Source organism: Aeromonas sp. 130281 (assembly GCF_056642115.1).
Genome location: NZ_JBWVQS010000004.1, coordinates 53,189 through 76,109, shown reverse-complemented (window position 1 = coordinate 76,109; position 22,921 = coordinate 53,189). Strand labels below are relative to the sequence as shown.

General features: G+C 62.7%; 29 protein-coding genes. 5 read left to right on the top strand and 24 right to left on the bottom strand.

All coding sequences use genetic code 11. From position 1 onward, the window contains the following. Positions 1–22: 22 nt before the first annotated feature. Positions 23–880, top strand: a complete 858-nt coding sequence (locus AC1IN8_RS12325) for a lytic transglycosylase domain-containing protein (protein ID WP_479759209.1) — start codon at positions 23–25, stop codon at positions 878–880. Here AC1IN8_RS12325 and AC1IN8_RS12320 read toward each other — a convergent pair. The 11 genes from AC1IN8_RS12320 to lafA (AC1IN8_RS12270) form a co-directional block, all read right to left on the bottom strand. Then, positions 816–1,274, bottom strand: a complete 459-nt coding sequence (locus AC1IN8_RS12320) for a hypothetical protein (RefSeq protein ID WP_479758953.1) — start codon at positions 1,272–1,274, stop codon at positions 816–818. The genes AC1IN8_RS12325 and AC1IN8_RS12320 overlap by 65 nt on opposite strands. Further along, positions 1,261–2,208, bottom strand: coding sequence for a lateral flagellar motor protein LafU (lafU, locus tag AC1IN8_RS12315; protein ID WP_139438982.1), 948 nt, complete (start codon positions 2,206–2,208; stop codon positions 1,261–1,263). The genes AC1IN8_RS12320 and lafU overlap by 14 nt, the downstream gene beginning before the upstream one ends. Beyond that, positions 2,208–3,065, bottom strand: a complete 858-nt coding sequence (lafT, locus tag AC1IN8_RS12310; RefSeq protein WP_042653233.1) for a lateral flagellar motor stator protein LafT — start codon at positions 3,063–3,065, stop codon at positions 2,208–2,210. Before lafT ends, lafU begins: the two co-directional genes overlap by 1 nt. A gap of 46 nt (positions 3,066–3,111) precedes the next feature. After that, positions 3,112–3,825 carry a lateral flagellar system RNA polymerase sigma factor LafS gene (gene lafS / locus AC1IN8_RS12305; RefSeq protein WP_139438978.1) on the bottom strand — a complete coding sequence of 238 codons (714 nt, stop codon included), beginning with the start codon at positions 3,823–3,825 and terminating at the stop codon, positions 3,112–3,114. A gap of 5 nt (positions 3,826–3,830) precedes the next feature. Then, positions 3,831–4,289 carry a lateral flagellar basal body-associated protein LafF gene (lafF, locus tag AC1IN8_RS12300; protein WP_025328471.1) on the bottom strand — a complete coding sequence of 153 codons (459 nt, stop codon included), beginning with the start codon at positions 4,287–4,289 and terminating at the stop codon, positions 3,831–3,833. Positions 4,290–4,329: 40 nt separating this feature from the next. Then, on the bottom strand, positions 4,330–5,403 hold the full coding sequence (locus AC1IN8_RS12295; RefSeq protein ID WP_479758952.1) for a flagellar hook-length control protein FliK: 1,074 nt from the start codon (positions 5,401–5,403) through the stop codon (positions 4,330–4,332). Then, entirely contained in the window at positions 5,394–5,732 is a 339-nt protein-coding gene (locus tag AC1IN8_RS12290) for a LafX (protein WP_479758951.1), read from the bottom strand. Before AC1IN8_RS12290 ends, AC1IN8_RS12295 begins: the two co-directional genes overlap by 10 nt. Positions 5,733–5,852: 120 nt before the next feature. Next, positions 5,853–6,245, bottom strand: coding sequence for a lateral flagellar export chaperone LafC (lafC, locus tag AC1IN8_RS12285; protein ID WP_139438972.1), 393 nt, complete (start codon positions 6,243–6,245; stop codon positions 5,853–5,855). Positions 6,246–6,282: 37 nt separating this feature from the next. Further along, positions 6,283–7,566 (bottom strand): lateral flagellar capping protein LafB, encoded by a 1,284-nt coding sequence (gene lafB, locus AC1IN8_RS12280; RefSeq protein WP_479758950.1) that lies wholly within the window; start codon positions 7,564–7,566, stop codon positions 6,283–6,285. A 113-nt stretch (positions 7,567–7,679) separates the two neighbouring features. Then, entirely contained in the window at positions 7,680–8,546 is an 867-nt protein-coding gene (lafA, locus tag AC1IN8_RS12275; protein WP_139438968.1) for a lateral flagellin LafA, read from the bottom strand. Between the two features lie 181 nt (positions 8,547–8,727). Then, on the bottom strand, positions 8,728–9,591 hold the full coding sequence (gene lafA, locus AC1IN8_RS12270; protein ID WP_139438965.1) for a lateral flagellin LafA: 864 nt from the start codon (positions 9,589–9,591) through the stop codon (positions 8,728–8,730). A gap of 195 nt (positions 9,592–9,786) precedes the next feature. On the opposite strand from lafA (AC1IN8_RS12270), the gene fliB reads away from it, so the two are divergent. After that, a complete protein-coding gene (fliB, locus tag AC1IN8_RS12265; protein WP_479758949.1) occupies positions 9,787–10,950 on the top strand; it encodes a flagellin lysine-N-methylase in 1,164 nt (387 codons plus the stop codon). A 61-nt stretch (positions 10,951–11,011) separates the two neighbouring features. Here the strand turns inward: fliB and AC1IN8_RS12260 are convergent, their stop codons facing one another. The 12 genes from AC1IN8_RS12260 to lfgB form a co-directional block, all read right to left on the bottom strand. Further along, entirely contained in the window at positions 11,012–12,013 is a 1,002-nt protein-coding gene (locus AC1IN8_RS12260) for a hypothetical protein (RefSeq protein ID WP_479758948.1), read from the bottom strand. A 19-nt stretch (positions 12,014–12,032) separates the two neighbouring features. Continuing rightward, positions 12,033–12,932 carry a lateral flagellar hook-associated protein LfgL gene (gene lfgL / locus AC1IN8_RS12255; protein WP_265435642.1) on the bottom strand — a complete coding sequence of 300 codons (900 nt, stop codon included), beginning with the start codon at positions 12,930–12,932 and terminating at the stop codon, positions 12,033–12,035. Positions 12,933–13,009: 77 nt separating this feature from the next. After that, positions 13,010–14,329, bottom strand: a complete 1,320-nt coding sequence (gene lfgK / locus AC1IN8_RS12250; protein WP_163155608.1) for a lateral flagellar hook-associated protein LfgK — start codon at positions 14,327–14,329, stop codon at positions 13,010–13,012. Continuing rightward, positions 14,329–14,727, bottom strand: a complete 399-nt coding sequence (locus AC1IN8_RS12245) for a rod-binding protein (protein WP_265435641.1) — start codon at positions 14,725–14,727, stop codon at positions 14,329–14,331. The genes lfgK and AC1IN8_RS12245 overlap by 1 nt, the downstream gene beginning before the upstream one ends. An 8-nt stretch (positions 14,728–14,735) precedes the next feature. Further along, the gene (gene fgIL, locus AC1IN8_RS12240; RefSeq protein ID WP_139438950.1) at positions 14,736–15,842 is read right to left on the bottom strand and encodes a lateral flagellar basal body P-ring FlgIL; all 1,107 of its coding nucleotides are present in this window, start codon (positions 15,840–15,842) and stop codon (positions 14,736–14,738) included. Positions 15,843–15,850: 8 nt separating this feature from the next. After that, entirely contained in the window at positions 15,851–16,522 is a 672-nt protein-coding gene (gene flgH, locus AC1IN8_RS12235) for a flagellar basal body L-ring protein FlgH (RefSeq protein ID WP_025328484.1), read from the bottom strand. After that, positions 16,522–17,307, bottom strand: coding sequence for a lateral flagellar basal-body rod protein LfgG (gene lfgG, locus AC1IN8_RS12230; protein WP_025328485.1), 786 nt, complete (start codon positions 17,305–17,307; stop codon positions 16,522–16,524). The genes flgH and lfgG overlap by 1 nt, the downstream gene beginning before the upstream one ends. A gap of 89 nt (positions 17,308–17,396) precedes the next feature. Then, positions 17,397–18,131, bottom strand: a complete 735-nt coding sequence (gene lfgF / locus AC1IN8_RS12225) for a lateral flagellar basal-body rod protein LfgF (protein ID WP_479758947.1) — start codon at positions 18,129–18,131, stop codon at positions 17,397–17,399. Between the two features lie 10 nt (positions 18,132–18,141). Next, entirely contained in the window at positions 18,142–19,335 is a 1,194-nt protein-coding gene (flgEL, locus tag AC1IN8_RS12220; protein ID WP_265435640.1) for a lateral flagellar hook protein FlgEL, read from the bottom strand. An 18-nt stretch (positions 19,336–19,353) separates the two neighbouring features. Beyond that, positions 19,354–20,037: a flagellar hook assembly protein FlgD gene (locus AC1IN8_RS12215; protein WP_139438943.1), complete on the bottom strand. Its 684-nt coding sequence runs from the start codon at positions 20,035–20,037 to the stop codon at positions 19,354–19,356. Beyond that, on the bottom strand, positions 20,038–20,463 hold the full coding sequence (flgCL, locus tag AC1IN8_RS12210) for a lateral flagellar basal body rod protein FlgCL (RefSeq protein ID WP_025328489.1): 426 nt from the start codon (positions 20,461–20,463) through the stop codon (positions 20,038–20,040). Positions 20,464–20,465: 2 nt separating this feature from the next. Beyond that, a complete protein-coding gene (gene lfgB / locus AC1IN8_RS12205; RefSeq protein WP_025328490.1) occupies positions 20,466–20,849 on the bottom strand; it encodes a lateral flagellar basal body rod protein LfgB in 384 nt (127 codons plus the stop codon). A gap of 130 nt (positions 20,850–20,979) precedes the next feature. Between lfgB and lfgA the strand changes: the two genes are divergently transcribed. The 3 genes from lfgA (at position 20,980) to lfgN (ending at position 22,491) form a co-directional block, all read left to right on the top strand. Continuing rightward, complete coding sequence (gene lfgA / locus AC1IN8_RS12200) at positions 20,980–21,702, top strand: lateral flagellar basal body P-ring formation protein LfgA (protein ID WP_479758946.1); 723 nt, start codon at positions 20,980–20,982, stop codon at positions 21,700–21,702. Between the two features lie 76 nt (positions 21,703–21,778). Then, positions 21,779–22,051 (top strand): flagellar biosynthesis anti-sigma factor FlgM, encoded by a 273-nt coding sequence (flgM, locus tag AC1IN8_RS12195; RefSeq protein ID WP_025328492.1) that lies wholly within the window; start codon positions 21,779–21,781, stop codon positions 22,049–22,051. Beyond that, positions 22,048–22,491: a lateral flagellar protein LfgN gene (lfgN, locus tag AC1IN8_RS12190; protein ID WP_479758945.1), complete on the top strand. Its 444-nt coding sequence runs from the start codon at positions 22,048–22,050 to the stop codon at positions 22,489–22,491. The genes flgM and lfgN overlap by 4 nt, the downstream gene beginning before the upstream one ends. A gap of 4 nt (positions 22,492–22,495) precedes the next feature. Here the strand turns inward: lfgN and lfiJ are convergent, their stop codons facing one another. Then, positions 22,496–22,912: a lateral flagellar protein LfiJ gene (gene lfiJ / locus AC1IN8_RS12185; RefSeq protein ID WP_479758944.1), complete on the bottom strand. Its 417-nt coding sequence runs from the start codon at positions 22,910–22,912 to the stop codon at positions 22,496–22,498. Positions 22,913–22,921 lie beyond the last annotated feature (9 nt).

Below are 22,921 nucleotides of genomic sequence, written 5' to 3'. Positions count from 1 at the left end.
CACTCAGCAGACCCGGTTTCTGCTGCAGCAACGCAGCCACCTGCAGACCAGGATCACCCAGTCACAACCCATGATCCGCTGGGTGGAGCAACAGGTCAGCGCACGCAAGCTCCCTGCCATGCTGGCCTTCCTTCCCCTGATCGAGAGCAGCTATCGGCTGGACGTGGTCTCCTCTGCCGGGGCCGCCGGCCCCTGGCAACTGATGCCAGATACCGCAGCCCGTTTCTCCGTCCCCATGACGGCCAGCTTCGATGGCCGTTATTCCCTGCCCCTGGCAACGGAGGCCGCACTCTCCTATCTCGGATGGTTGTATCAGTTCTTCGGGCAGGACTGGTTGTTGGCCCTGGCAGCCTATAACGCGGGAGAAGGGCGTGTGCTCAAGGCGGTACTCAAGGCTGGGACGCGCAATCTGTGGGAGCTTCAGCTACCGACCGAGACCCGCCTCTATGTGGCACGTTTCATCGCCCTCTCCCAGTTGCTGGACAGGGCTGAGTACCATCAGTTTCTGCTGCCCTCCTGGCAGGAGGGAGAGAGCATTAGGGTGTGGCGACAGCCGGGTGACTGCTCCTTGCTGAGCTGGGCCATGGCTCGCGGAGTGTCCATGAACGAGGCGAGCCGGTGGAATCCGGCCTGGCGGTTGCCCGAGGCGCAGGGAGTGAGCGACTGCCCCATCGTCTATGGGCAGGGCAAGGCCCCCACGGACAGCCGACCTAATGAGCAGCCAATAATGATGGCGCGCGCCGTGTCGCTGGAGAGTCTGCATGACCCCCTGCTGTTGCAGCCGGCAAGGGGGCTGGACATGGGACGAGGGGGGATCAGTCTTGAACGGTTGCCGGATCCACTGGGATTGGAGCAGGCACGCCCTCTGCTGGCGCCATGAAGCAGTGACGCCAGTGGCTGAGCACGGGGGCGAGATCGACGGACTCGGGATCGGCCCAGCGCGCACCGTAGAAACTGAGGTACTGGCCTATCGCCCTGCGATGGGTGATCCGGCACTCCAGCACTATCTGCGGCGACAATGACAGGCTGACGGTATCGGGCAGCACGAAGCGGGCCGGGGCCAGAAAGCCGACGCCCCCCGGCCCTATGTCCTTGATCACCGCCCGACCTATGCGCTTGTCAAACAGCAGGCCAGACACCATGAGCCGGGCCGCAATGCCGCAGCTCTGGGACTCCAGTGGCGTGCTGCCATCGTGCAGATACCAGCGGGGTACCTTGCGCCTGGGATCGTTGAACGGGGTCACTTCCGGCAGTTCGAGATCAGGGGTTCCCATGGGCAATGGCATCCTTGGCTTGCTGGGTGGCGGCTTGGGTTTGAGCGCTGAACAGCTGCTCCAGGCTCTTCTCTGCCTGAGTCGTCATCACCAGCAGTTCGATGCGACGGTTCTGGCTGCCTCTGGGGTCGGCGGTGTTGTCCAGCATGGTGTCCGACATGGCGACCACCTGTCCCACCCGCTCGGGGGGCATGCCGCCGGCGAGCAGGACTCGTCTCGCCATCATGGCGCGATCGGAGGAGAGTTCCCAGTTGCTGTAGTTGTCACCGGCAAAGGGCGTGCTGTCGGTGTGACCGGAGATCATGACCCGGTTCTCCACGCGCTGGAATATAGGCGCAAGCGCCATCAGCAGATGGCGGAAGTAGGGGCTGATGCGGGCGCTGCCACGGCTGTACATCTCGCGCTCGTCATCATCGCGGATCAGGATGCGAAGCCCCTGGGGCACCAGTTGCAGCTCCAGGTTGTTTCTGGCCTGCATCTGATCCGCCATGGATCCGATGAAACCGGCCAGCTGCTTCATCTGCATCTCCCCCTCGATCTTGCCCACCAGCAGGTTCTCGTAACCCCCCTGTGCGCCGTCGGTGAAGATGCTGCGATTGCGCTCCATGTGTCTGGGCATCCGCTGCCCCTCTTCCACAAACTGCGGACTCAACTCTTCCAGCACCGAGGGATTGCCGCCGAGATCCACCGGATAGGGGCTGTTGCGGATATCGAAGGGGTTTGCCTCGCTGTCCATGATGCTGTAGTCACGCAGGCGGCTGGCAACCACCTCGCGCTCCTCCTGGCTGGAGACGGCCAGGATCCAGAGCACCATGAAGAAAGCCATCATCGCCAGGGTGAAATCGGCAAAGGCGACCTTCCATGCCCCGCCCCCCTTTGGGCCACTGCTGCGCCGCTGCTGGCGCTTGATGATGATCTGCTCGTGATTGCGCATTACATGGCCCTGTTGGTCACCCAGTCTTCCAGTTCAAGGAAGCTGGGTTTCACGTCGGGCTCCAGCATCTTGCGGCCGGAATCGACGGAGAGCAGCGGCGTCTTGCCGCGCAGCTGGGCGATCAGGATCGACTTGATGCACATCAGCATGCCGATGCGGCGCTTGACCATCTCCTCCATGGCATTGCTGATGGGCTCCAGCAGGCAGTAGCAGAGGAAGATGCCGATGAAGGTGCCCACCAGGGCCGCGGCCACGTGCACCCCGATGTTGCTGAGAGGACCGTCGAGCTGCTGCATGGTGATGATGATCCCCATCACGGCCGCGAGGATCCCGAAACCGGGGCAGGCCTCCCCCGTCTTGTGCAGGGCATGGGACGGCTTGAGCATGTCCTCTTCGATGGCCATGATCTCCTGCTCCAGTATGGTGTCGAGCTCATGGGGGGTGATCTTGCCCATGCCGAGCAGGCGCAGGTTGTCGATGATGAAGCCGAGCAACTGCGGATCTTCCGACACCTGGGGATACATCAGGAAGACGGAGCTCTGCTGCGGATTCTCGACGTGCTCGTCCAGCGCCTTCATCCCCTTGTTGCGGGTCTCCTCCAGCAGTTGATGCATCAGGGTCAGCAGCTCGCGGTAGATCTCCTTCTCATCCTTGTTGGACTTGAAGCAAAGCTTCACCTGACGCCACATCTCATGCATCACCTCCTTGGAGTTGCCAAGGAACATGGAGCCGGCGGCGGCCCCTATGATGATGATGAGCTCGGCGGGTTGCCACAGGGCGATGGGCCGCCCCCCGGCCATCATGAAGCCGCCAAGCACACAAATGAAAATGACACCAAGACCGATCTGTTTTTGCATGTATGCTCCCGCAGAATTCAAGAAGACTCCCCCACAGGGAGAGGCATTAATATATGGAGTCGACCAAACGTTGCTTGAGCTGAAGGACGCACTGCTTGTGCAGCTGGCACACCCGCGATTCGGTCAGACCGAGTACCAGCGCTATCTCCTTCATGTTCAGCTCCTGCTGGTAATAGAGGGAGAGCAGCAGTTGCTCCCGCTTGTCCAGGGAACCGAGCACCTTGCCGAGGGTCATGGCAAGGTCCACATCGTCGGACTCCGAGGCCGGCGCCCTGCCGCCGTTCTCCAGCCACTCTTCCAGACTCTGCAAGGCTTCGGCCTGGCTGGCATAGGCCAGCTGACGCACCTCCTCCACTGAGCAGCCCAGCGCCTGCGCCAGCTCCTGCTCGGTCGGGTTGCGACCCAGCCGGTTGAACAGCTCCCGCTGCACCTGGTTGTGCCCGTGCACCTGCTGGCGCAGCTGACGGGGGCGCCAGTCGAGGCGGCGCAGCTCGTCCAGCATGGCGCCACGGACCCGCTTGAACGCATAACTCTCGAACTGGGCATCCGGCTCGCTGCCATAACGGCGCCAGGCCTCGAGCAAGCCCATCATGCCGACCTGCTCCATGTCCTCCTGATCGAAACAGGCACTGACCTGGCTGCGCAGGTGAGTGGCCGCCCGCTTCACCAGCGGCAGATAGCGGGTCAGGATCGCCTGCTCGCCGGTACGGGGGGGCGAGGGGGTCAGTTCGCAGGGAGTGTCCCAGCCAGCGTCCATCATGTCCGTTACTGCACCAGTACCTTGGTGACCAGCACTTCATCCAGATAAGGCTTGTAGCCATACCCTTGCAGTGTCGCTACCAGCTTGCCGAGCAGAGAGGTCTGCAGGGCGGAGATGTTTTGCAGCTCCAGCTTCACCGCATCGTGGGAGCGATGGCTGAAATATTGCACCATGGCATTGCGGATCAGGGGGGTCAGCTCGTTGAGCGTCTCCAGCTGCTGGGGATTGTGGGTCACCAGCGCCAGCTCCAGCACCAGATAATGAGGTTCGGTGTCCCCCTCCAGGCTGATGACGAAACGCTCCATCGGCTTGAACAGCGGCGTCTTGCTCAGCTCGGGCTTGGCCTCCGCCAGCCCCAGCCAGACGGCAACCGTGTCTCGCTTGAGATAGGCGCCATAGGCCAGCGCCGCCAGCAGACACAGTGCCATCACCATCAACATCATCCACTTCATGACACGCCGCATAATTTGAAATCACTCTCGCTATTGCCAGATTGTAAAAATGTCACACCAGGGCATTGAGCCAATCCTGGCCAGCACCGCCCGATGCATCCTGTTCTTCCTGCCACTGTCGCCGACCCGCCAGGATCTTCTCCTGCTGCCAGCGCTCGCCCCGCTCCTGCTCTCCCCCCTGACCGACGTTCACTTCGACGCCGCCGGCATGGTGAGGGGCCAGGCTCATCCGCAGCCGCTCCATCGACTGGATCATGGCCTCGCGCACCGCAGGGTTGGTCACGTTGAGCTGCACACTGAGCCGATCCCCCTCGACCCTGACCGTCAATTCGAGACGCCCCAGCTCGGGAGGATCGAGGCGAATGTGCGCCTGCTTGATGCCCTGATTCACCTGCAGCTCGAGCTTGTCCTTCAAGACATCCACCAGTTGCTGCCCCCACTGGGTCTGGTTGTCGCTCAGGCGGGCCGGGGCCCATTGATAGTCGGCCGTCCTGGTCAGTGGTGAGGGCGCCAGAGCGGACATGCCTCTGAGATCCGAGACAAGGGATTCCCGCTCTGACGAGCCATCCGCACCAGGCAGGGGAGGCAAGCCCGCCATCGATCTGCCGTGCAGCAGCGACGACTCGGCCTGAACGGCCGGTTGCACCAGCTGACGGGCAAACTCCCCGGTGAGCGAGGCGCTCATCTCCCGGCGCCCCGACACCAGATCCATCGGCAGGCTGCGATCCGTTTCCAGCCGCTCGTGGCGCACCAGGGCACGCAGGGCGGGCGAGACGGCGGGTGCGTCATCCTGAACGCCCCCGGCATCCGGCGCCAGGGAGGAGATGTCCGGAGTCTGACGCAGTGGCGGCAGACGGCCTCCCTCGTCAGGTCGGACAAACACAGGCTGCATATGGGTAAAGGCGTGCAGTTGCTCAGTCGGATCCTGCTCGGGCAAGTCCGCTTCCTCGACCTCGGATTCCGGGGCGGATGCTTCATCGAGCGGCAAGATGGCAGGGGCTTCCTGTTGGAACTCCAGAGGCTGATACTGCCCTCCCTGCCCCTCGGGTTGACGAGCGAGGCGCGTGAAGCCAGGGGTATCGAGATTGGGGGCCGGGTCTGAACCGACGAAGGGGATCATGCCCATGCCTGCGCCTCGTCATAGGCTTGCAGCCCTTCCCGTCTGAGGGCGAGGGCATCCCACTCCTGCTTGCGCTGGGCGGTCTCCTGCTGGCAAAGCGCCAAGGCTTCCTGATGCCAGTGACGCACCTGATCCCGGGCCGGTACCAGGGATTGCCACAATGCCGGTTGCTGGCGCAGCTGGTCGACGAGCCGGGCCAGGCGATGATCCGCCAGACGCACCGCGTCCCACTGCCCGGCACGGGCCTGCTGTAATATCAGACGTCCCAGCCCCAGTAGCTGGCGCTGGCGAGTCTCGCGTTCCGTGCTGGGCGGCACGGCCCCGGTCATGGACATGATGATGGCCCCAAAATAAGACGACCTTGCCAGTAAGCAAGGAGCAGGCCAGATATGTAGTTGTGGTATTTCAATGCGTTAGTCGCAGCCCTTGGCGGATGAGGAAGGGGGACTTCCGCATCAGCGAGGATGGCGGGCCATGGCTTCCCAACCCTCTTTCAGCTCCAGCAGGATGCGACGCACCTCGGCAAAGCCGGCGACGTCGTTGCCCACGCTGATCTCGAACAACCGCTGCCCGCAATAGTCGTAGAGGCGGTGCAGGTTGGCCGCCAGCTCCCCCCCCTTGTCCATGTCGAGGGCACTGTCGAGCCCTCCCAGGATCTGCAGGCACTTGTTGATGGACTGACCCTTGCGCTCATACTGCCTGACCAGGATATGGCCCTCGGCCCTGGCGATCTCGTCGAGCAGCCCATCCATCAGCATCAGCACCAGCTGGTGCGGATCGGCGCTCGCCGCCTTGGCCTGGGTGGCGGCGAACTGATAGGCGTCATAGCCTTCTTGGGGTTCAAACATAAAGACTCACTTATTCAGGAAATACGGGATCACCGACTCACAACGCGCCCATGGTTTGCAGCATCTGGTTCATGGTGGTGAACTGATTGAGGTAGCGCTTATACGCGGAATCCATACGACGATCCAGCGCCTCCATGCGCTCGTTGACCCGCTTCTCGTTCGCCTCCAGACCCGTCTTGCGCCCCTTGAGCGCACCGTCCCGCTTGGTGTAGGGATCGAGTGCGTTGCTCATCCGCTTGAGCAGGCCGTCATCCCCCATCAAGGCCTTGCCGAGCAGCTCGGGATCCTTCTCCAGCGCCTTGTTGAAGTCGGTCTCGTTGAAGGAGAGCTTGCCTGCCTTGTCGGTCTTGATCCCGAGACTGCCCAGGGTCAGATCGCCGGGCAGATCCCGCACGCTGCGGGCCAGCATGCTCTTGAGACTGCGCACCCCGCTGTCGGAGGAGAGGGCCCCCGGCGCCTTGGGATCGCTGGAGGTCATCTTGGCCAGCTCATCCACCAGCTCGTTGTAGCTGTCGACGAATTTCTTGAGGGAGCCGGTCACCGCCTCCTTGTCCTGATCCACCGTCACCAGCAGCGGCGCGTCATCGACCTTCTGCGCCTTGGTCAGCTGGAAGGTCAGACCGTCCACCACGTTCTCTATCTTGTTGCTGGCGGAGGTGATGGTGAGCGGGTTGTCGCCCCCCATCCGCAGCTTGGCGTCCTGCGCCTGGGTGATGTCGGTCTTGCCGGTGACGGCTACCCCGAGGGCATTGGCCGCATTGCCGCTGTAACCCAGAGTGATGGCGTTCTCCACCCCGCTATCCTTGCTGGTCAGCACCATGCTGACCTTGCCGTCGGTGCGCACCAGGGTCGCCTTCACGCCCGGGTTGTCCTTGGCGTTGTTGATCTGGGAGACCAGATCCTTGGCGGTGGCACCGGCCGGCAGGGTCGCCAGATCGATGTTCATGGTCTTGCCCTTGACGGTCAGGGAGAAGACGCCGTCGGCGGGCAGCGGTGCAGTGTCGCTATCGAGTTGCAGGCCGACCTGATGGGACTGAGCAAGCTGCTCCACGAAGAAGTTGTACTGGCCCGAGCTGGCCTTGCCATTGCTCGTCACCGTCATGATCCCCTCCTGGGACATGGTGGCCTTCTGCGCCTGCAGGCTGGTCGCCTTGTTCAGGTCCTTGAGCAGGGTCTGGAAGCTCGACAGCTTGGTGGTGAGGCTGCTGATGGCACTCTGCTGCCCCTTGACGCTGTCCAGCTGCTTCTTCAGCAGCTTGTCCATGTTCTGGCGCTCGATGGCCACCAGTTGCATCGCCGTGCTGGCCGGATCTATTTGCATCTTTATCCCCTTATTCAGTGGCATGCCTGTTGGAAAACACCGGCTCGGTCCTTTCCAACCGACAAGCGATTGTCAGACAAGGGCCGCCCCTTTCGAAGCGGCCATGCAACCCATCAACGCAGCAGGGAAGTTACCATGCCGGTCATCTGGTTGGAGTTGGACAGCACTGACATGCCAGCCTGCATCAGCATCTGGTTCTTGGTCATGTTGGTGCTCTCCTGGGCGAAGTCGGCATCCATGATGCGGCCGTTCGCCATGTCGGTGTTCTCTTTCATGTTGGAGAGGTTGTTGACGGTGTGCTCCAGACGGTTGATGTTGGCACCGAACTGGGAACGGGCGGTACCGATCAGATCCAGGGCGTCTTCCATCTTGGTGATCTGCGCATTGAAGTCAGTGGACGCCAGGGCAGTCGCTGCCACATCGGCGGCGGCCAGATCCGTGGTCGCCGTGGTGATGGCGGTGTTGACAGCCTTGACGTTGGTGTCGGCCTTCACATCCAGCTTCTCGGCGGCGGTGCCACCGATCTGGAAGGTCACCGTGCCAGCTTCGAACTTGCCACCTGCGCCGATCAGGGCCTCACCACCAAACTTGGTGTTGTCGCTGATGTTCTTCAGCTCGGCGGTCAGCTCCTTCATCTCGGTCCCCATGGCCAGACGATCTTCCGCACTCGCGGTACCGTTGGCACCCTGGGTGGCCAGATCCTTCATGCGCTGGACGATGTTGGTCATCTCGTCCATGGCCCCTTCGGCGGTCTGCATCATGGAGACGGCGTCCTGTGCGTTGCGCATGCCAACCTTCTGACCGTTGGACTGGGCTTGCAGACGGGTAGCCATCTGCAGGCCGGCGGCATCATCGGCGGCAGAGTTGATGCGCAGACCGGTACCCAGGCGCTGCATGGCGGTGCCCAGCATCTTGTTGGTGGAATTCAGCTGGTTCTGGGTGGTCAGAGAGGCGAAATTAGTGTGAATGGACAAACCCATGGTTCTACTCCTCAAAAAGGCTGCAATGCAGCGGGGAACTCTACGACAAGGAGAAGCGACAGGGGAGGCTCAGGACTTGAATGGCAAATGAAAATGAGGGTGAAAAAGGCGAGGAAGGCAGAGGAAGAAACGTTCAGGAAGGGAAAACAGGCACCCATCCAGCGGATGGGTGCCACAGATATCAACGCAGCAGGGAAGTCACCATGCCGGTCATCTGGTTGGAGTTGGACAGCACGGACATGCCAGCCTGCATCAGCATCTGGTTCTTGGTCATGTTGGTGCTCTCCTGGGCGAAGTCGGCATCCATGATGCGGCCGTTTGCCATGTCGGTGTTCTCTTTCATGTTGGAGAGGTTGTTAACGGTGTGCTCCAGACGGTTGATGTTGGCACCGAAGGAAGAACGGGCGCTGCCGATGTCTTTCAGGAAGGTTTCCATCTCGGTGATGGCGGCAGAGGCCTTGGTCTGATCACCGATACCGGCCTTCAGGGCGGCGCCATCCAGACCGGAGTTCGCGGTAGAACCGGTCACCTTCTTCAGGTCGGTGGAGATGTCCACGCTCAGGGTCTCGGCAGCGGTGCCACCGATCTGGAACTTGACCGCGCCCTTCTCGAAGTTGCCGGCACCCTTCTTCAGCAGGGACTGGCCGCCGAAGGTGGTGTTGTCGGTGATGTTGGTCAGCTCTTTCGCCAGTTCGCCGAACTCGGCGTTCAGGGCGGTGTAGTCTTCGGTGCTAGTGGTGCCGTTGGCGCCCTGAGTGGCCAGATCCTTCATGCGCTGGACGATATTGGTCATCTCGTCCAGGGCACCTTCGCCGGTCTGCATCATGGAGACGGCATCCTGGGCGTTGCGCATGCCGACCTTCTGGCCGTTGGACTGGGCTTGCAGGCGGGTCGCCATCTGCAGACCGGCGGCGTCATCGGCGGCGGAGTTGATGCGAAGGCCAGTGCCCAGACGCTGCATGGCGGTGCCCAGCATCTTGTTGGTGGAGTTCAACTGGTTCTGGGTGGTCAGGGAGGCGAAGTTGGTATGAATGGACAAGCCCATGATGTATTCCTCGAGTAGTCGCTGCGTTGCAGCCTGTTAGGTTGACATCAGAGATAGGCGACCCCTTTCTCGGGAAAATGTAGTCCTGCCCCCGCATATTTTTTGTCAGACACCTCAGACACCACAGTCCTGACGCTGCCTCATCCGGCATGCTTATTGCTTTTAAAATGTCCTCTCTCATTACCGGACCGCGACATGGCAACCTCGCTCTACACTCCTCGTTTCGTTCAACATTTCCAGTGCATCGGCGATCGCTGTGAAGACAACTGCTGTCATAGCTGGACCATCACCATCGACAAGCAGACCTTCCGCAACTACGAGCGGCACCCGGATCCCGCGGTCAAGTCCCTGAGCAAACTGCACATTCGCAAGGTGAAGGAGAGCAACGAACGCTGGGGGGAGATCAAGCTCGATGAGCAGGGCGCCTGCCCCTTCCTCGATGAGAATCGTCTGTGCCAGATCCACAGCAAGGCGGGGCCGGAGGCGCTGAGCCACACCTGCAAGACCTACCCCAGAGCCCAGACCCGCATCGGCAACCAGCTCAAGAAGTCCCTGATGCTCTCCTGCCCCGAGGTGTGCCGGCAGCTGCTGCTGGATCCCCTGGCGATGCAGACAGAGGTGACCGAACTCGCCCAGCCCCTGCCCTTTGCCACGCCCCCCTCCACCGCCATGGCGACCCTGCACAGCCTGAGCATCCATGTGCTGGCGGCCACCGATGTCCCCGTCGAAATACGGCTGTGGCTGATCGGCATGCTGATCCACCGGGATCCCTCGGCCCTGTCCCACGAGGCCTTCCTCGATCAGGTGGCGGCGCTGGCCGAGCGGGGGGAGCTCAATACCATGTTCGAACAGTTGCCCGCCCTGCCGCAGTTGCAGTGGTGGGGACTGAGGACCATCACCGGCCAGTTGCTGGCGTATTCACAGGGGCGCCGGGGACGGCAGACGATGCAGCGCTGCCTCGACAAGATCAATCTGGTGCTGGAGGGGGTCTATGATGAGGACAAGCTCGCGCGCCTGCAGCAGACCTGGCACGACAAGGTTGCCCCCTTCCTGGCCGAGCGTCCCCAGATCATGAACAACTACCTGCTCTACTACGTCTATCACCACAACTTCCCGCTGCTGCAGAGCGACCGCTTCCAGGCCTATCAGCTGCTGGTGATAGATTACTTCCTGCTACGCAACTATCTGTGTCTGCTGGCCATGGACAAGGATCTGGAAGAGCAGGACGTGGTCAACCTCTTCTACAGCTATCACACCATACGTCAGCACAACGCGAATTTTCTCAAGACCATAGAACAGGGACTGAGCGAGTCTGGCTTTGCCTCGGATCTCAGCCTCTACGCCCTGCTGAAACCCTGAAAACAAGAAACCGCCAGGGGAATCCCATGGCGGTTTCTTTTGCGGGACGGGCATCTCGGCCCTAGGTCAGCAGTGCCACCACGTTCTGGCGCGACACATTGGCCTGGGCCAAGAGACCTGACATTGTGCCCATGAAGCCCCCCTCCTTGAGTTGCAGGCTGAGCTTGCCTTGCAACTGTGCCAGCTCCTCCTGCGGCATGCTCTGGCTGCGCGACTTCACCCGATCGAGCTGCTTGACCATCTTCTGGCGGAACTGCTTCAACTCGCGTACCGACTGCTCGATCTCGCCGAGCAGTCGCTTGAGGCGCTGCTGCTCCTGCTTGAGCTCCCCCTTGTCGAGCCCCTCGCCGAGCTGGGTCAACTGCCCGGCCCTTTGCTTGAACTGCACCGGAACCGGGTTGCCTGCAGGAATGCGGATGCCTTCCCCGCTCAGCAGCACGGGTTCGTCCAGCTTGCGCCTGTGCTGATCCGGCACGCTCAGCTCCAGCTTGCCCAGCTCGTTCAAACGAGCCTGGATGTGCTCCTTGCGCAGCGCCCTGTCCAGACGGGAGGCCGCCTCCGACTCGCTGGCATCGGCGGGCAGCAGCACCTCGACGGCGCTGCTGGTCTGGGGGAAGGAGAAGACCAGTCGCTCGGCACTCGACTTGGGGCTCAGCAGATCCAGGCGATCCGCGCTGTAGTGCACCCGACTATCCGTCGTCGACGCCAGCAGGCGTGGCTTGAGTTCGGCGGTCAGAGGGGCCTTCGGCTGGGTCAGCTTCTCTTCCAACAGCTTGAGGCGGGAGACCAGATCCCCGCTCGCCGCCTTATGCTGGCCCAGCTGTTGTTCGAGGCGCTTCAGCTCGCCCCACACCTGGCTCAGGGCCTGTTCGCCCCCCTGGGCATGGGCGATGCGCTGCTGCGCCGTGCCGATAAGGGCCCAGCGATCCAGCCGGATGACATTGGGCTGGCGCTCGTTGCGGGGAGTCTGCTGGGAGCTGGCCTGGGCAGTCGAACGTCCATGCAGCCTGGGCTGGGCCGGCGTCTCGGCCACGCCGCCCGGGCGGGTTTGTTGAATCTGCATCCTGGCTCCTTAGACAGACTTAGGGCATGTAGTTGAACAGGCTCAGCCCGTTCACCTTGGCGAAGGCCTGCTGCTGCACCTGCAACGCCATCAGCACATGAGCCTGCTGGGTCACGGCCCCTGCGTAATCGAGGGACTCTATCTGATTGCTCACTTCCTTGCTATAGGTGCTCTTCTCGGCGTGCCCTTCGTCCACCTGATCCAGCAGATTGATCCGTGCCCCTATGGTGCTGACCATCTGGCTGATGTCATCTTGCAGGGTCAGACTGCGATCCAGCATGGCTCTGGCCTGATCGGTCGCATCCGCGGCACCGCTGTCGAAGGCCGCCACCATGTCGTCGAGCTGCTTGAAGAAGTCCCCGTTCTGGATGAACAGCTTGTCCGCGGTGTGATTGAGCTCCACCGTGACCCCTCTGGCGATGCCGACCTCGCGCACCAGGGCATCCCCCTGATAGAGATAGTCGCCGCCCGGTCCCTTGACGATGGGGGCCTTGTCCACCTGGCTGCCGCTGAACAGGCTGGAGCCACTCTCGTTGCGGGCATTGGCCAGATCCAGCAAGCCGTCCTTGATGATCGCCAGCTCGCTGGAGACGGCACGGCGATCGTCCTCGGAGAGGGAGCCGGTGGCGGCAGTCTGGGTCAGATCCCGCAGACGGCTCAGCATGTTGGTCATGGTCTCGAGCTGGATCTCCCCCTGGGAGAGCTGGCTCTTGGCGTTGGCGATGTTCTTCTGGTACTGCGCCATCGCCGCCTGCTCCTTCTTCAGCCCGAGCAGTTGCACGCTGCCCACGGGATCGTCCGAGGGCTGCAGGATCCGCTTGTTGGAGGAGATCTGGCGATCGAGGCGGGCATACTCGCCGAAGCCCTGCTGCAGGTTGTCGAGCATGCTGAGCTGGATCTGGTTGGTGCTGATGCGCATGCGGACTCCGTCAGAACATGTTGAAGATGGAATGGAAGAGTTGGTTTTGATTGGTGCTGATACTCATGCCGGCCTCATCAGAACATGTTCAGGATGGAATTGAAGAGTTGATCCGAGGTGCTGATCACCTTGGCATTGGCCTGATAGGCCTTGGTATAGGCCATGATCTTGACCCCCTCCTCGTCGGTGTTGACCCCGCTGACACTACTGAGCTTGGTCGCCAGCTGCTTCTCCATGTTGGCATCGGCCTCCATGGTCGCCTTGGCCTGGCCACTCTGCACCGCCATCTTGCCGAGCAGGGCACTGTAGGCCTCATACTGGCTGTCCTTGATGGTCAGCAGCTCCTGCAAGTTGCGGTTGTCGCCGTTGCCGCCGCCCGCCTTGGCGAAGGCCAGGTGATCGCCGGTAAAGCCGTCGGCCACCTTGAGGGTGCCGGAAGGGTTGAGGGGGTCGTAGCTGAACAGGGGTTTGCCCGGGTCACCGTTCAAGTCGATGCCCCCCGCCTGCTTGGCGTTGAAGTCGTCCGCCAGCTTCTTCGCTATCTGGTTCAGTTCGTCGCGCAGGGGGCGCAGCACTGTGGTGCGATACTCCAGCACCCCGGCCAGGGTACCGCCCTGCAGCTTGGGCACCTCGAAGGATTGCGGCCCGAAGCTCAGGCTCAGGGTATCGCCGGTGAGGGAGAGGGTACTGCTGCTGCCCGCCAGCACCAGGGGCTGGCCCTGGGGCAGGCTCAGGGAGAAGGAGCCGTCGCTCTGGCGGTTGACCCGCACCTCCATGAAGGTCGAGAGCTCACGCACTATCTGCTCGCGGCTGTCTTCCAGGGCCGAGGTGTTGACCCCCTTGGAGGCCTGCTCGCCAATCTGGGTGTTGAGCTCGGCCACCTGTTTCAGATAGCTGTTCACCTGGGTGATGGTGCTGCCGAGCTGATCGTCGATCTGCTTCTCCTGGGTCAGCAGGCTCTCGTTCAACTGGCCGAAGCGGTTGGCCAGCGCCCCGGCAGAGCTGACGATCTGGCTGCGCTGCGCCGGCGTCTCCGGGCTGTCGAGGGCGGCGCTGAGGGAGGCGAAGAAGCTGTCCAGCCCCTTGGTGATGTTCATCGATTCGCTGCCAAGCAGCTGCTCTGTGGTGTTGATGTACTGATGAAACGCATAGGAGGAGCCGGTGGAGGAGCGGCTGCGCCAGTGCTGGGACACCAGATAGTCATCGGTGATCCTGCGGACCCCGGTCACCTCGACCCCCATGCCGTTATCCAGCCGACCGAAACCGGACAGGCTGCCCATCATGGCTTCCTGGCGGCTGTAACCCACTGTGTTGACGTTGGCGATATTCTGGGCGGTGACGTTTAACGCGATCTGCGCCGCGTTGAGTCCGCTAAAACCGATATTGAGCAGCGACATCAGTCAACTTTCCTCATTTTTGCCGAATTCAGAGGCTGACTGAAGGCAGCCAGGGTCTGGGGTTCTGAAGCGACCACAGGCTCGGCATTCTTTAATGTGGGGGCCAGTTGATTGACCATCTGCTCCGTGAGCCCCATGCCGCCACGCTTGACCAGGCTCATCGCCAACTGGCTGTCGTACATGTCGCGGTAGAGCGCCTCTCCCTTGATGAGCTTGTCGTCCTCATCCTGCATGGCGTCGGAGGCCGAGCGCATGTGCTTGAGCACCGTCTGCAGGAAGCTCACCTCGAACTGACCGGCCGCCGCCTCCAGGGCCGCGCGCTGATCCGGGTTGCTCTTTATCTGCTGCAGTTCATTGAGATCCTGATAGAAGCCAGGCTCAGAGGTAATTCTGGTCATAGAGATCCTTAGATGACCACCAGCTCGCCTTCGAGGGCTCCCGCCTCGTCGAGGGCTTGCAGGATGGCCATGACATCGTCCGGGGTCGCCCCCAGGGAATTCACTGCCTTGACGATCACCTCCAGGGAGGTGCCATCGGGCCAGACAAACATGTTGTTGCGCTCCCGGTCAACCTGAACCTGAGAGTTGGGCGTGGTGGTGGTCCGGCCGTTGGAGAAGGCATTGGGCTGACTGACCGTCTGGCTCTCCCCTATGGTCACCGTCAGGCTGCCGTGGCTAACCGCGGCCTTGCGCACCTTGACCCCCTGCCCCATCACCACTGTGCCGGTGCGGCTGTTGAAGACCACCCTGGGTCGCTCCTTGCCCATGTCCACCTGGATATCCTGCAGCAGGGCCATGAAGGAGATGCGCTGGCTCTCGTCGCGGGGCGCCGCAATCTGGATGCGTCCGGCGCTGACCGCCTTGGCCACGGGGCCGAGCTGACGGTTGATCTCCCGCTCCACGTTGCGAGCCGTCTTGAAATTCGGCTGATGCAGGTTGAGGGTGACCTCGGGCTTGTCCGAGAAGTTGCTGGCCGCCTCCCGCTCTATGATGGCGCCATTGGGGATGATGCCCGCCGTCGGCACATTGATGGTGACGGACGAGCCGGACTGGCCCTCCGCCTTGACCCCGGCCACCACCAGGTTACCCTGGGCAACCGCATAGACCTCGCCGTCGATGCCGCGCATGGGCGTCAGCAGCAGGGAGCCGCCTCGCAGGCTCTTGGCATCGCCGATGGAGGTGACCGTCACGTCCACCAGCTGCCCCTTGCCCGCCAGGGCAGGCAGGGTCGCCTGCACCGAGACAGCGGCCACGTTCTTGAGCTTGGGGTCGATGTCATCGGGCAGCTGCACACCGAACTGCTTGAGCATGTTGGTCATGGACTGGCCGGTAAACTTGACCTGGCTGCGATCCCCGGTGCCGGAGAGGCCGACCACCAGGCCATAACCCACCAGCTGGTTGGTTCTCATCCCCTGCACGTCGGCGATGTCCAGTAGGGCCCGTTTGGCGGGTGCGGCCGCCCCTGCCACCCCAGACAGGGAGAGGCAGAGCAAGGCGATATACCATCTGTTCATCGAAATCCTCACAAGGGGGCGAAGGCGGAGCTGAAGAAGCGCGACAGCCAGCCCATCTGGTTGCTGTCGGCGAGGGCACCGCGACCCGCGTAGGTGATGCGGGCGTCGGCGATGCGCTGGGAAGAGATGCGGTTGCTCTGATCGATGTCCTCGACCCGCACCATGCCCCCCAGACGGATGTACTCATCCCCCTGGTTGAGGCGGATCCACTTCTCCCCCCGGATCCCCAGCACCCCGTTGGGCATCACCTCGGCCACGGTGACCGTGATGGCCCCCGCCAGGGTGTTCTGCTGGCTGGAGGTGGCACCGCCATCGAAGTCCCGATCCGCCGTGACGGAGGCGCCCCAGTCGGGCCGCGACACGCCGCCGATGGAGGGGGCCGGCACATTGAGGCTGCTGTTCTTGTTCATGCTGGTGTTGGCTTTCTTGCTGGACTGGGTCCGCTCTTCCAGCATCACGGTCAGGATGTCGCCGATGCGATAGGCCCGGCGATCCTGAAACAGGGTCATCATGTAGTCGCCACGGTAGAGGCTGCCATCCTCCCCCACCCCTGACTTCGTCATCTGGGAGCGGGAGGGCGCCCACTTCTCGTCACCGGGCTCGGGAGCCTGCAGTTCATAGGTGGAGCAGCCCCCCAGCAACAGGCTGAACACGACACAACGCCACATCGCCCTCATCATCACAACGCCTGGGTCACGAACTTGAGCATCTGATCCGCGGAGGAGACCACCTTGGCATTCATCTCGTAGGCGCGCTGGGTGGTGATCATGTCCACCATCTCCTCCACCACGTTGACGTTGGAGCTCTCCAGGGTGAACTGCTTGATGGCCCCCATGGCCTCTTCCCCCGGCACCCCTTCGATGGCTTCACCGGAGGCGCCGGTCGCCCGATAGAGGTTGCCCCCCAGGGCTTCCAGACCGGCCGGGTTGGAAAAGTTGGTCAGGGTGATGCGTCCCAGCTCGACGTTCTCCTGCTGGCCCGGCAGGGTGGCACTCACAGTGCCGTCGGTGCCGATGGCGATCTTGGTGGCGTTGTCCGGGATCTGGATCTGCGGCAGCATGGGCAGGCCGTCTGAGTTGACCAGCAAGCCTTCCGCGTTGCGGTGCCACTGACCATTGCGGGTATAGGCCGTCTCGCCATCCGGGCGCTCGACCCCGAAGAAGCCGGCACCGACCACCGCCATGTCCAGCTCCTGATTGGTGTTCTGGAACTGACCCGGGGTAAACACCTTCTGAGTGCCGACCACCCGCACACCGTTACCCATCTGGATGCCGATGGGGGACAGGTTCTGCTGATCCTGCTGGGCCCCTGGCTGGCGCTGCACCTGATAGAAGAGATCTTCGAACGCCACCCGATCGCGCTTGAAACCGACCGTGTTGACGTTGGCCAGGTTGTTGGAAATGCTGGCCATCTTGGCATCTTGTGCCGACAGACCCGTTTTACTCACCCAAAGCGCTGCATGCATCTTCGTCTCTCCACCGATTCATTCGGGAGCGCTGACGCGCCCCATCAACTCTTGTTCACGGTCGGCCGGGGCCACCGTCTTCAATGCCGTCAGCCCTGGCCCGAGATCAGCCGGGCGCCCTGCCTGGCCTGATCGTCCGCCGTCTTCATCAACTTGACCTGCAACTCGAAGTTGCGGGTCAGGGACATGCTGCTGATAAGCTCATCCACCGCGTTCACGTTCGCCCCCTCGAGGAAGCCCGAGGCCAGCACCACCTGCTCGCTGATCTCCGCATCCCCGCCCTGACGCTGACGGAACAGGCCATCCGGCCCCTTGACCAGATCGGTCGGATCCGGATTGACCAGCTTGAGGCGACCCACGTCCAGCCGGGCGCCACCGCCGGGCGGAGTGATGCTGAGGGAGCCATCCTTGCCAAAGCTCAGGTCCCGATAGGCAGGCAGCACCATCTCGCCGCCGTCCCCGAGCACGGGGCGGCCGTTGAGGGTCAAGAGCCCCTCACCATCCACCTCCAGGTTGCCGGCACGGGTGTAGGCCTCCTTGCCATCGGCGGTCTGCACAGTGATGAAGCCTTCACCTCGTACCGCCACATCCAGCTTGCGGCCGGTCTGCATCAGGGCACCCGCCCGAAAGTCAGTCCCCGCCTGCTCCTCCCGGGCCATCACCCGGCTCTGATAGCCGTCGCCGGCCAGGGCATAGGCGGAGGCCCGCTCGAAGTCGGCCCGAAAACCGGCGGTGTTGACGTTGGCCAGGTTGTTGGCCCGGATTTGCTGGGCCATCAGGGTATGTTGCGCCCCCGACATGGCGGTATAGATAAGCTTTTCCACGCATCACGCCTTAGAAGGAGTTGAAGAGAACCTGGGTCATCTTGTCAGCCGAGCTGATGGTCTTGGCGTTGGCCTGATAGTTGCGCTGGGAGGTCATCAGGCTCACCAGTTCACCCGTCAGATCGACGTTGGATGCCTCATAGGCCCCTGCCGTCAGACCGCCCAGGGTCCCGGTGCCCGGCGCGCCCAGCACCGGCTGGCCCGAGCTGAACGACTGCTGCCAGGTGGTGTTGTTGGTCTGCAGCAGGCCGTTGGGGTTGGTGAAGTTTGCCATCACCACCTGGCCCTGGAGCAGGCTCTGGCCGTTGGTGAAGGTGGCGTAGACACCGCCGTCCGCATCCACCCGCACCCCGGTCAGATCCCCGGAGGTATAGCCGTTGGACTGGTTGCGGGTGGCGTTGAAGTCGGAGGCATACTGGCTGACCTTGGCCAGATCGGCTTTGAGGCTGATGGGCTCGGCGCCGGCGGGGGCCAGGTTCAGCACAGGGGCCGTTGTCGGCGTCTTCAGGGTGCCGTTAGTATTGAACTCCATGGCCACCGGGGTACCGGTCTTGGCGCCGTTGAAGGCGTAATTGACCTGCCAGCTGTTGTCACCCGTCTTCACGAAATACTGGGTGACGGTGTGCTCGACCCCGAGGGAGTCATAGACCTTGCTGGACTGGGAGTAGCTGAAGCTGTCGGACTTGGCGGGATCGAAGGGATGCACGGCCTGATCGATGACACTGGCATCCGCCTTGAGGTTGGCCACGAACTCCAGGCTGTCGGACGGCTTGGCGGGCAGGCTGCCGGTCTTGACCTGGATGTCCCCCACCACGCCAGACTGCAACTCACCGGCTTCGTTGGTGGTGTAGCCCTGCAGGCGGGTGCCGCTGGCGGTGGTCAGATAGTTGCTGGCATCCCGCTGGAACATGCCAGCCCGGGTGTAGGAGGTCTGGCCGTTGCCATCCTTGAGCACGAAGAAGCCGTTGCCGGAGATCGCCAGGTCCAGCCCGCGCCCGGTCCGGGTCACGTCGCCGTTGCGATCGAAGTTCTGGGAGACGTTGTTCATCTCCACGCCACCGGCCTGGCCGCCGCCGTAGATGGCGGCAAACTCGGCACGGCTGGACTTGAAGCCGGCGGTGCTGGCGTTGGCCACGTTGTTGCTGATGACACTCAATTCCTGGTTGACGGCGCGCAGGCCGCTCAGTCCGATACTAAAAGACACAGTTTCGCTCCTATCTGATTACGCCGACTTGCCGAACTGGACGGCGCTGAACAGGGGAACATCCCCCACGCCCGCCACTTGCAACATGATCTCGCCCGTGCCCGGCAGGTTGACCCGTTCAACCTCGCTGGCCACGTAATTCTTGGTAGTGGTGGCAACCCCGGCGAGGGAGGCCTTCACCTCGAAGCTGTATTCACCGGCGGGCAGGGTCGGCAGCGCATAATCCAGCGCCCCCGCCTTGCTCTCGCCCCAGCCCTTGGTCGCGACCAGGGTGCCGTGCTTGTCGTACACCTTCAGCTCGACCGTATCGGCCGCACCGGCCAGCTCCACCTGACCGCGGATGGCGCCCTCTTTCTGCTGCTCCAGGGTCTGGCTCGGCACCATCACTTCCTGGCCGACCAGACCAGTGCTCTGCAGCACCTGCTGGGTATCCATCATGTTGATGGACTTCTGTTGCAACACCTTGAGCCCTTCCACCCCCTCCACCATGCTGAACTGCGCCAGTTGGGTGACGTACTGGGCCCCGTCCAGCGGGTTGGTCGGATCCTGGTTCTGGATCTGGGCCACCATCATCTGCAGGAATTCGTTGCGCAGCTGCACGCCCTGACCGGCAGTCGTGTTGTTGCTGGCGATATCGGGCGTCGCCGAGTACTGGCTGGCACTGCGGGCGGTATCCAGACCGCTGACCTGTGGCAGGCTCATTTATGCCCCCTGGCCAAGACGCAGCAGCCCTTGCTGCATGCTGTTGATGCGGTTGATCACCTCGACCGAGGTCTCGAATCCCCGGGAGGCACTCATCATGTCCGCCATCTCCTCCACCGCATTGACGTTGGAGTAGTAAACGAAGCCGTCCCCATCGGCCAGGGGGTTGGTCGGCTCGAGGCGCTTCTCCACCTGGCGGTCCGACTGCACTATGCCGGCGATCTGTACCTGGGCGGCGCCGAGCCCCTCGGCATCCTGCACCCGTTGGTAGAGGGTGGAGAAGACCGGCTTGATGGCCCGGAACGCGGCATCTTCGCTGCCGGCTGCGCTGTCGACGTTGGCGAGGTTGGAGGCGACGGTGTCGAGGCGGACGGTTTGCGCCCGCATGGCACTGCCGGCGATGTCATAGATGCGATTGAACGACATGATTAGCGGCCCTCGATCGCCTTGGCGATCCCGGTGATTTTCATATTCAAGAAGGTGAGGCTGGTCTGAAAGTCGGTGGCGTTGCTGGCAAACTTGCTCTGCTCCACGCTGAGTTCGGCGGTGTTGCCGTCCATGGAGACCTGGTAAGGAATGCGATAGAGGGGATGCTGCATGTCGGTCTCGCCCTGGCTGATGGCACTTCCCTGCTCGCCCGCCGCGACCTGCCGGGCGACGCGACCGAGGATCGACTTGTAGTCGACATCCCGCGCCAGATAGCCTGGGGTATCCACATTGGCCAAGTTCCCTGCCAGAATACGGGCTCTGTCCGCCCGCACATCGAGGGCATAGGGGTGCACGCCAAGCGCGCTGTCAAATGAGATACTCATGCTTCATCCTTCTTGTGAACCAGTCAGACCAGTGCATCCTTTATCAAGACTCATGCCAATCGTGAAAACCCGTTATTTCCGCTGGTCGGGGCATAGACAACGGCCGGGGGCGCTGGCAAAAGGGGAAGCGTTGTTTCCCACATGGAAGCGGGGTGGCCTGCTCGCCCTGCTGATCCTGGCGCTGCCCCTGCGGGCAGAGCCCGAACCGCTGGGGCAACGGCTGACCGACGGACTCAAGGAAGATGCGACGCTGGCCCTGCGCGACTATCTGCAGCAACAGGGCTGGCCGGATACCCGGGCCGACTACCAGGTCTGGCTCTCCCCCGCTGTGGCCCATCTTCCCCCCTGCCAGCAGGCGGTGCGGTACCAGGCGGGCGGGCAGTATCGCCAACCCTGGGGGCGGCGCCCCTATCTGGTGGAGTGCACCGAGCCGGCCTGGCAGCTCAGGGCCCGGGTGGAGGTCACCCTGATGCTGCCGGTCTGGGTGACGGCGCAGGAGATCCAGAAAGGGCAGACCATAGGGCCGGGGGATCTGCTCGAGAAGTCCCTCGACGTCAGCCGGTTGCAGCGGGGTTTCGTCCCAAGCAATGAGTCCCTGGTGGGCAGCAAGAGTACCCGCCATCTCAGGATGGGCCAGCTGATAGGGGAACTTGACTTGCAGCTGGCCTGGGCCGTCCGGGCGGGGGAAGGGGTATTGATCAGGGCGGGCCAGCAGGGCTTTTCCGCCACCACCCGTGGCACTGCGCTGACCAATGCCGCCATTGGCGAGGGGGTCAGGGTCAGAAACCTCAGCTCGGGCAAGGAGATCCAGGCCTGGGTGATCGACAAGGGGGAAGTCGAAACCCGTTTTTAGCCAGAAGGAGGAGTTTGATTCAAGTTCGGCCGCCTACGGGTCGCCTGTCACAGATAGACCATCAGGAATTGACGTTATGAAAATCACACGCACCGACCCTATCTATGTTCAACCCCAGCAGCAGCGCAAGCCGGAGTCGGCGGCCACGGCGCAGCCACGGGCCGGCCAGGGGGATGCCCTGATCAGCAGCACGGCCCAGAGCATCAATCAGGCAAGGTCCCAGCTGGCATCCACTTCCGACGTGGACATGGAGAAGGTAAACCAGATCCGCCAGGCCATCAGCGAGGGCCGGCTCGAGCTCGACATGGATGCCCTGAGCCAGGCCATCCTGGACATGCACCGCCGATGAGCATGGCCCCCAAGCTGAGGGTCAAGGAGCTGATCATCGGCATCCAGCAGGACTGCGGCCGCTACGCCGATCTGCAGCAGTTGCTGCTCAACCAGCACTCTCTGCTGGCCAGCCACGATGTCGACGGGTTGACCGGGCACAACCGGCAGCAGACCCGGCTGATGGCCGACATCCAGCAACAGGCCCAGCAACGCTGTCAGCACCTGCTGGCGCTCGGGCTCAAACCCGACGAGCAGGGCATGGCGACGCTCATCACCAGGCTGCCCTCCCCGCTGCAACAGCGCGTCGGCGAGCAATGGCAGCGCCTCGAGTGGCTGTTGCAGCAGTGCCGGCGACAGAACGAACTCAACGGACGCCTGCTGGCCGGCCAGATCGAAACGATCAACACCCTGCTGGGCCAGGAGTCATCCTATGGCAGGCAGGAACGCTTCCCCGACTGAATCGTCAGCCCCCCTGCAGGGTGCGATGACGCAGGCTGGCGAGCTCGTCCAGTTGCCGCTGCTCCCCTGACTCCTGCCGCTGGCGCGCCGCCAGATCCCGCTTGTCCAGCAACAGCTCCAGCCCCTTGACCCGGCCAAACTGCTTGAGCAGTTGTCCCTCGTGGCGCGCCAGATCCAGGCTGGCCAAGGCGGACTGCTGCACCTGGTGATCCAGCAGGTGGCGCAGTTGCCCCTGCATCTGCTGCTTGTTCTGCCACAGCAGGGGGTGGAAGCTGGCCGAGCCCGGTTGCAGGGTATCGATCACCTCTTTCAATTTCACGGCACGCAACTCTTCACGCATGGCCAAATCGCGCAGCCGCTGCCGCTCCTTGCCCATGGTATCCAAGGCATCCTGTTGCAACCCGAGGTAGGATTTCAGCATGGGGCGTCC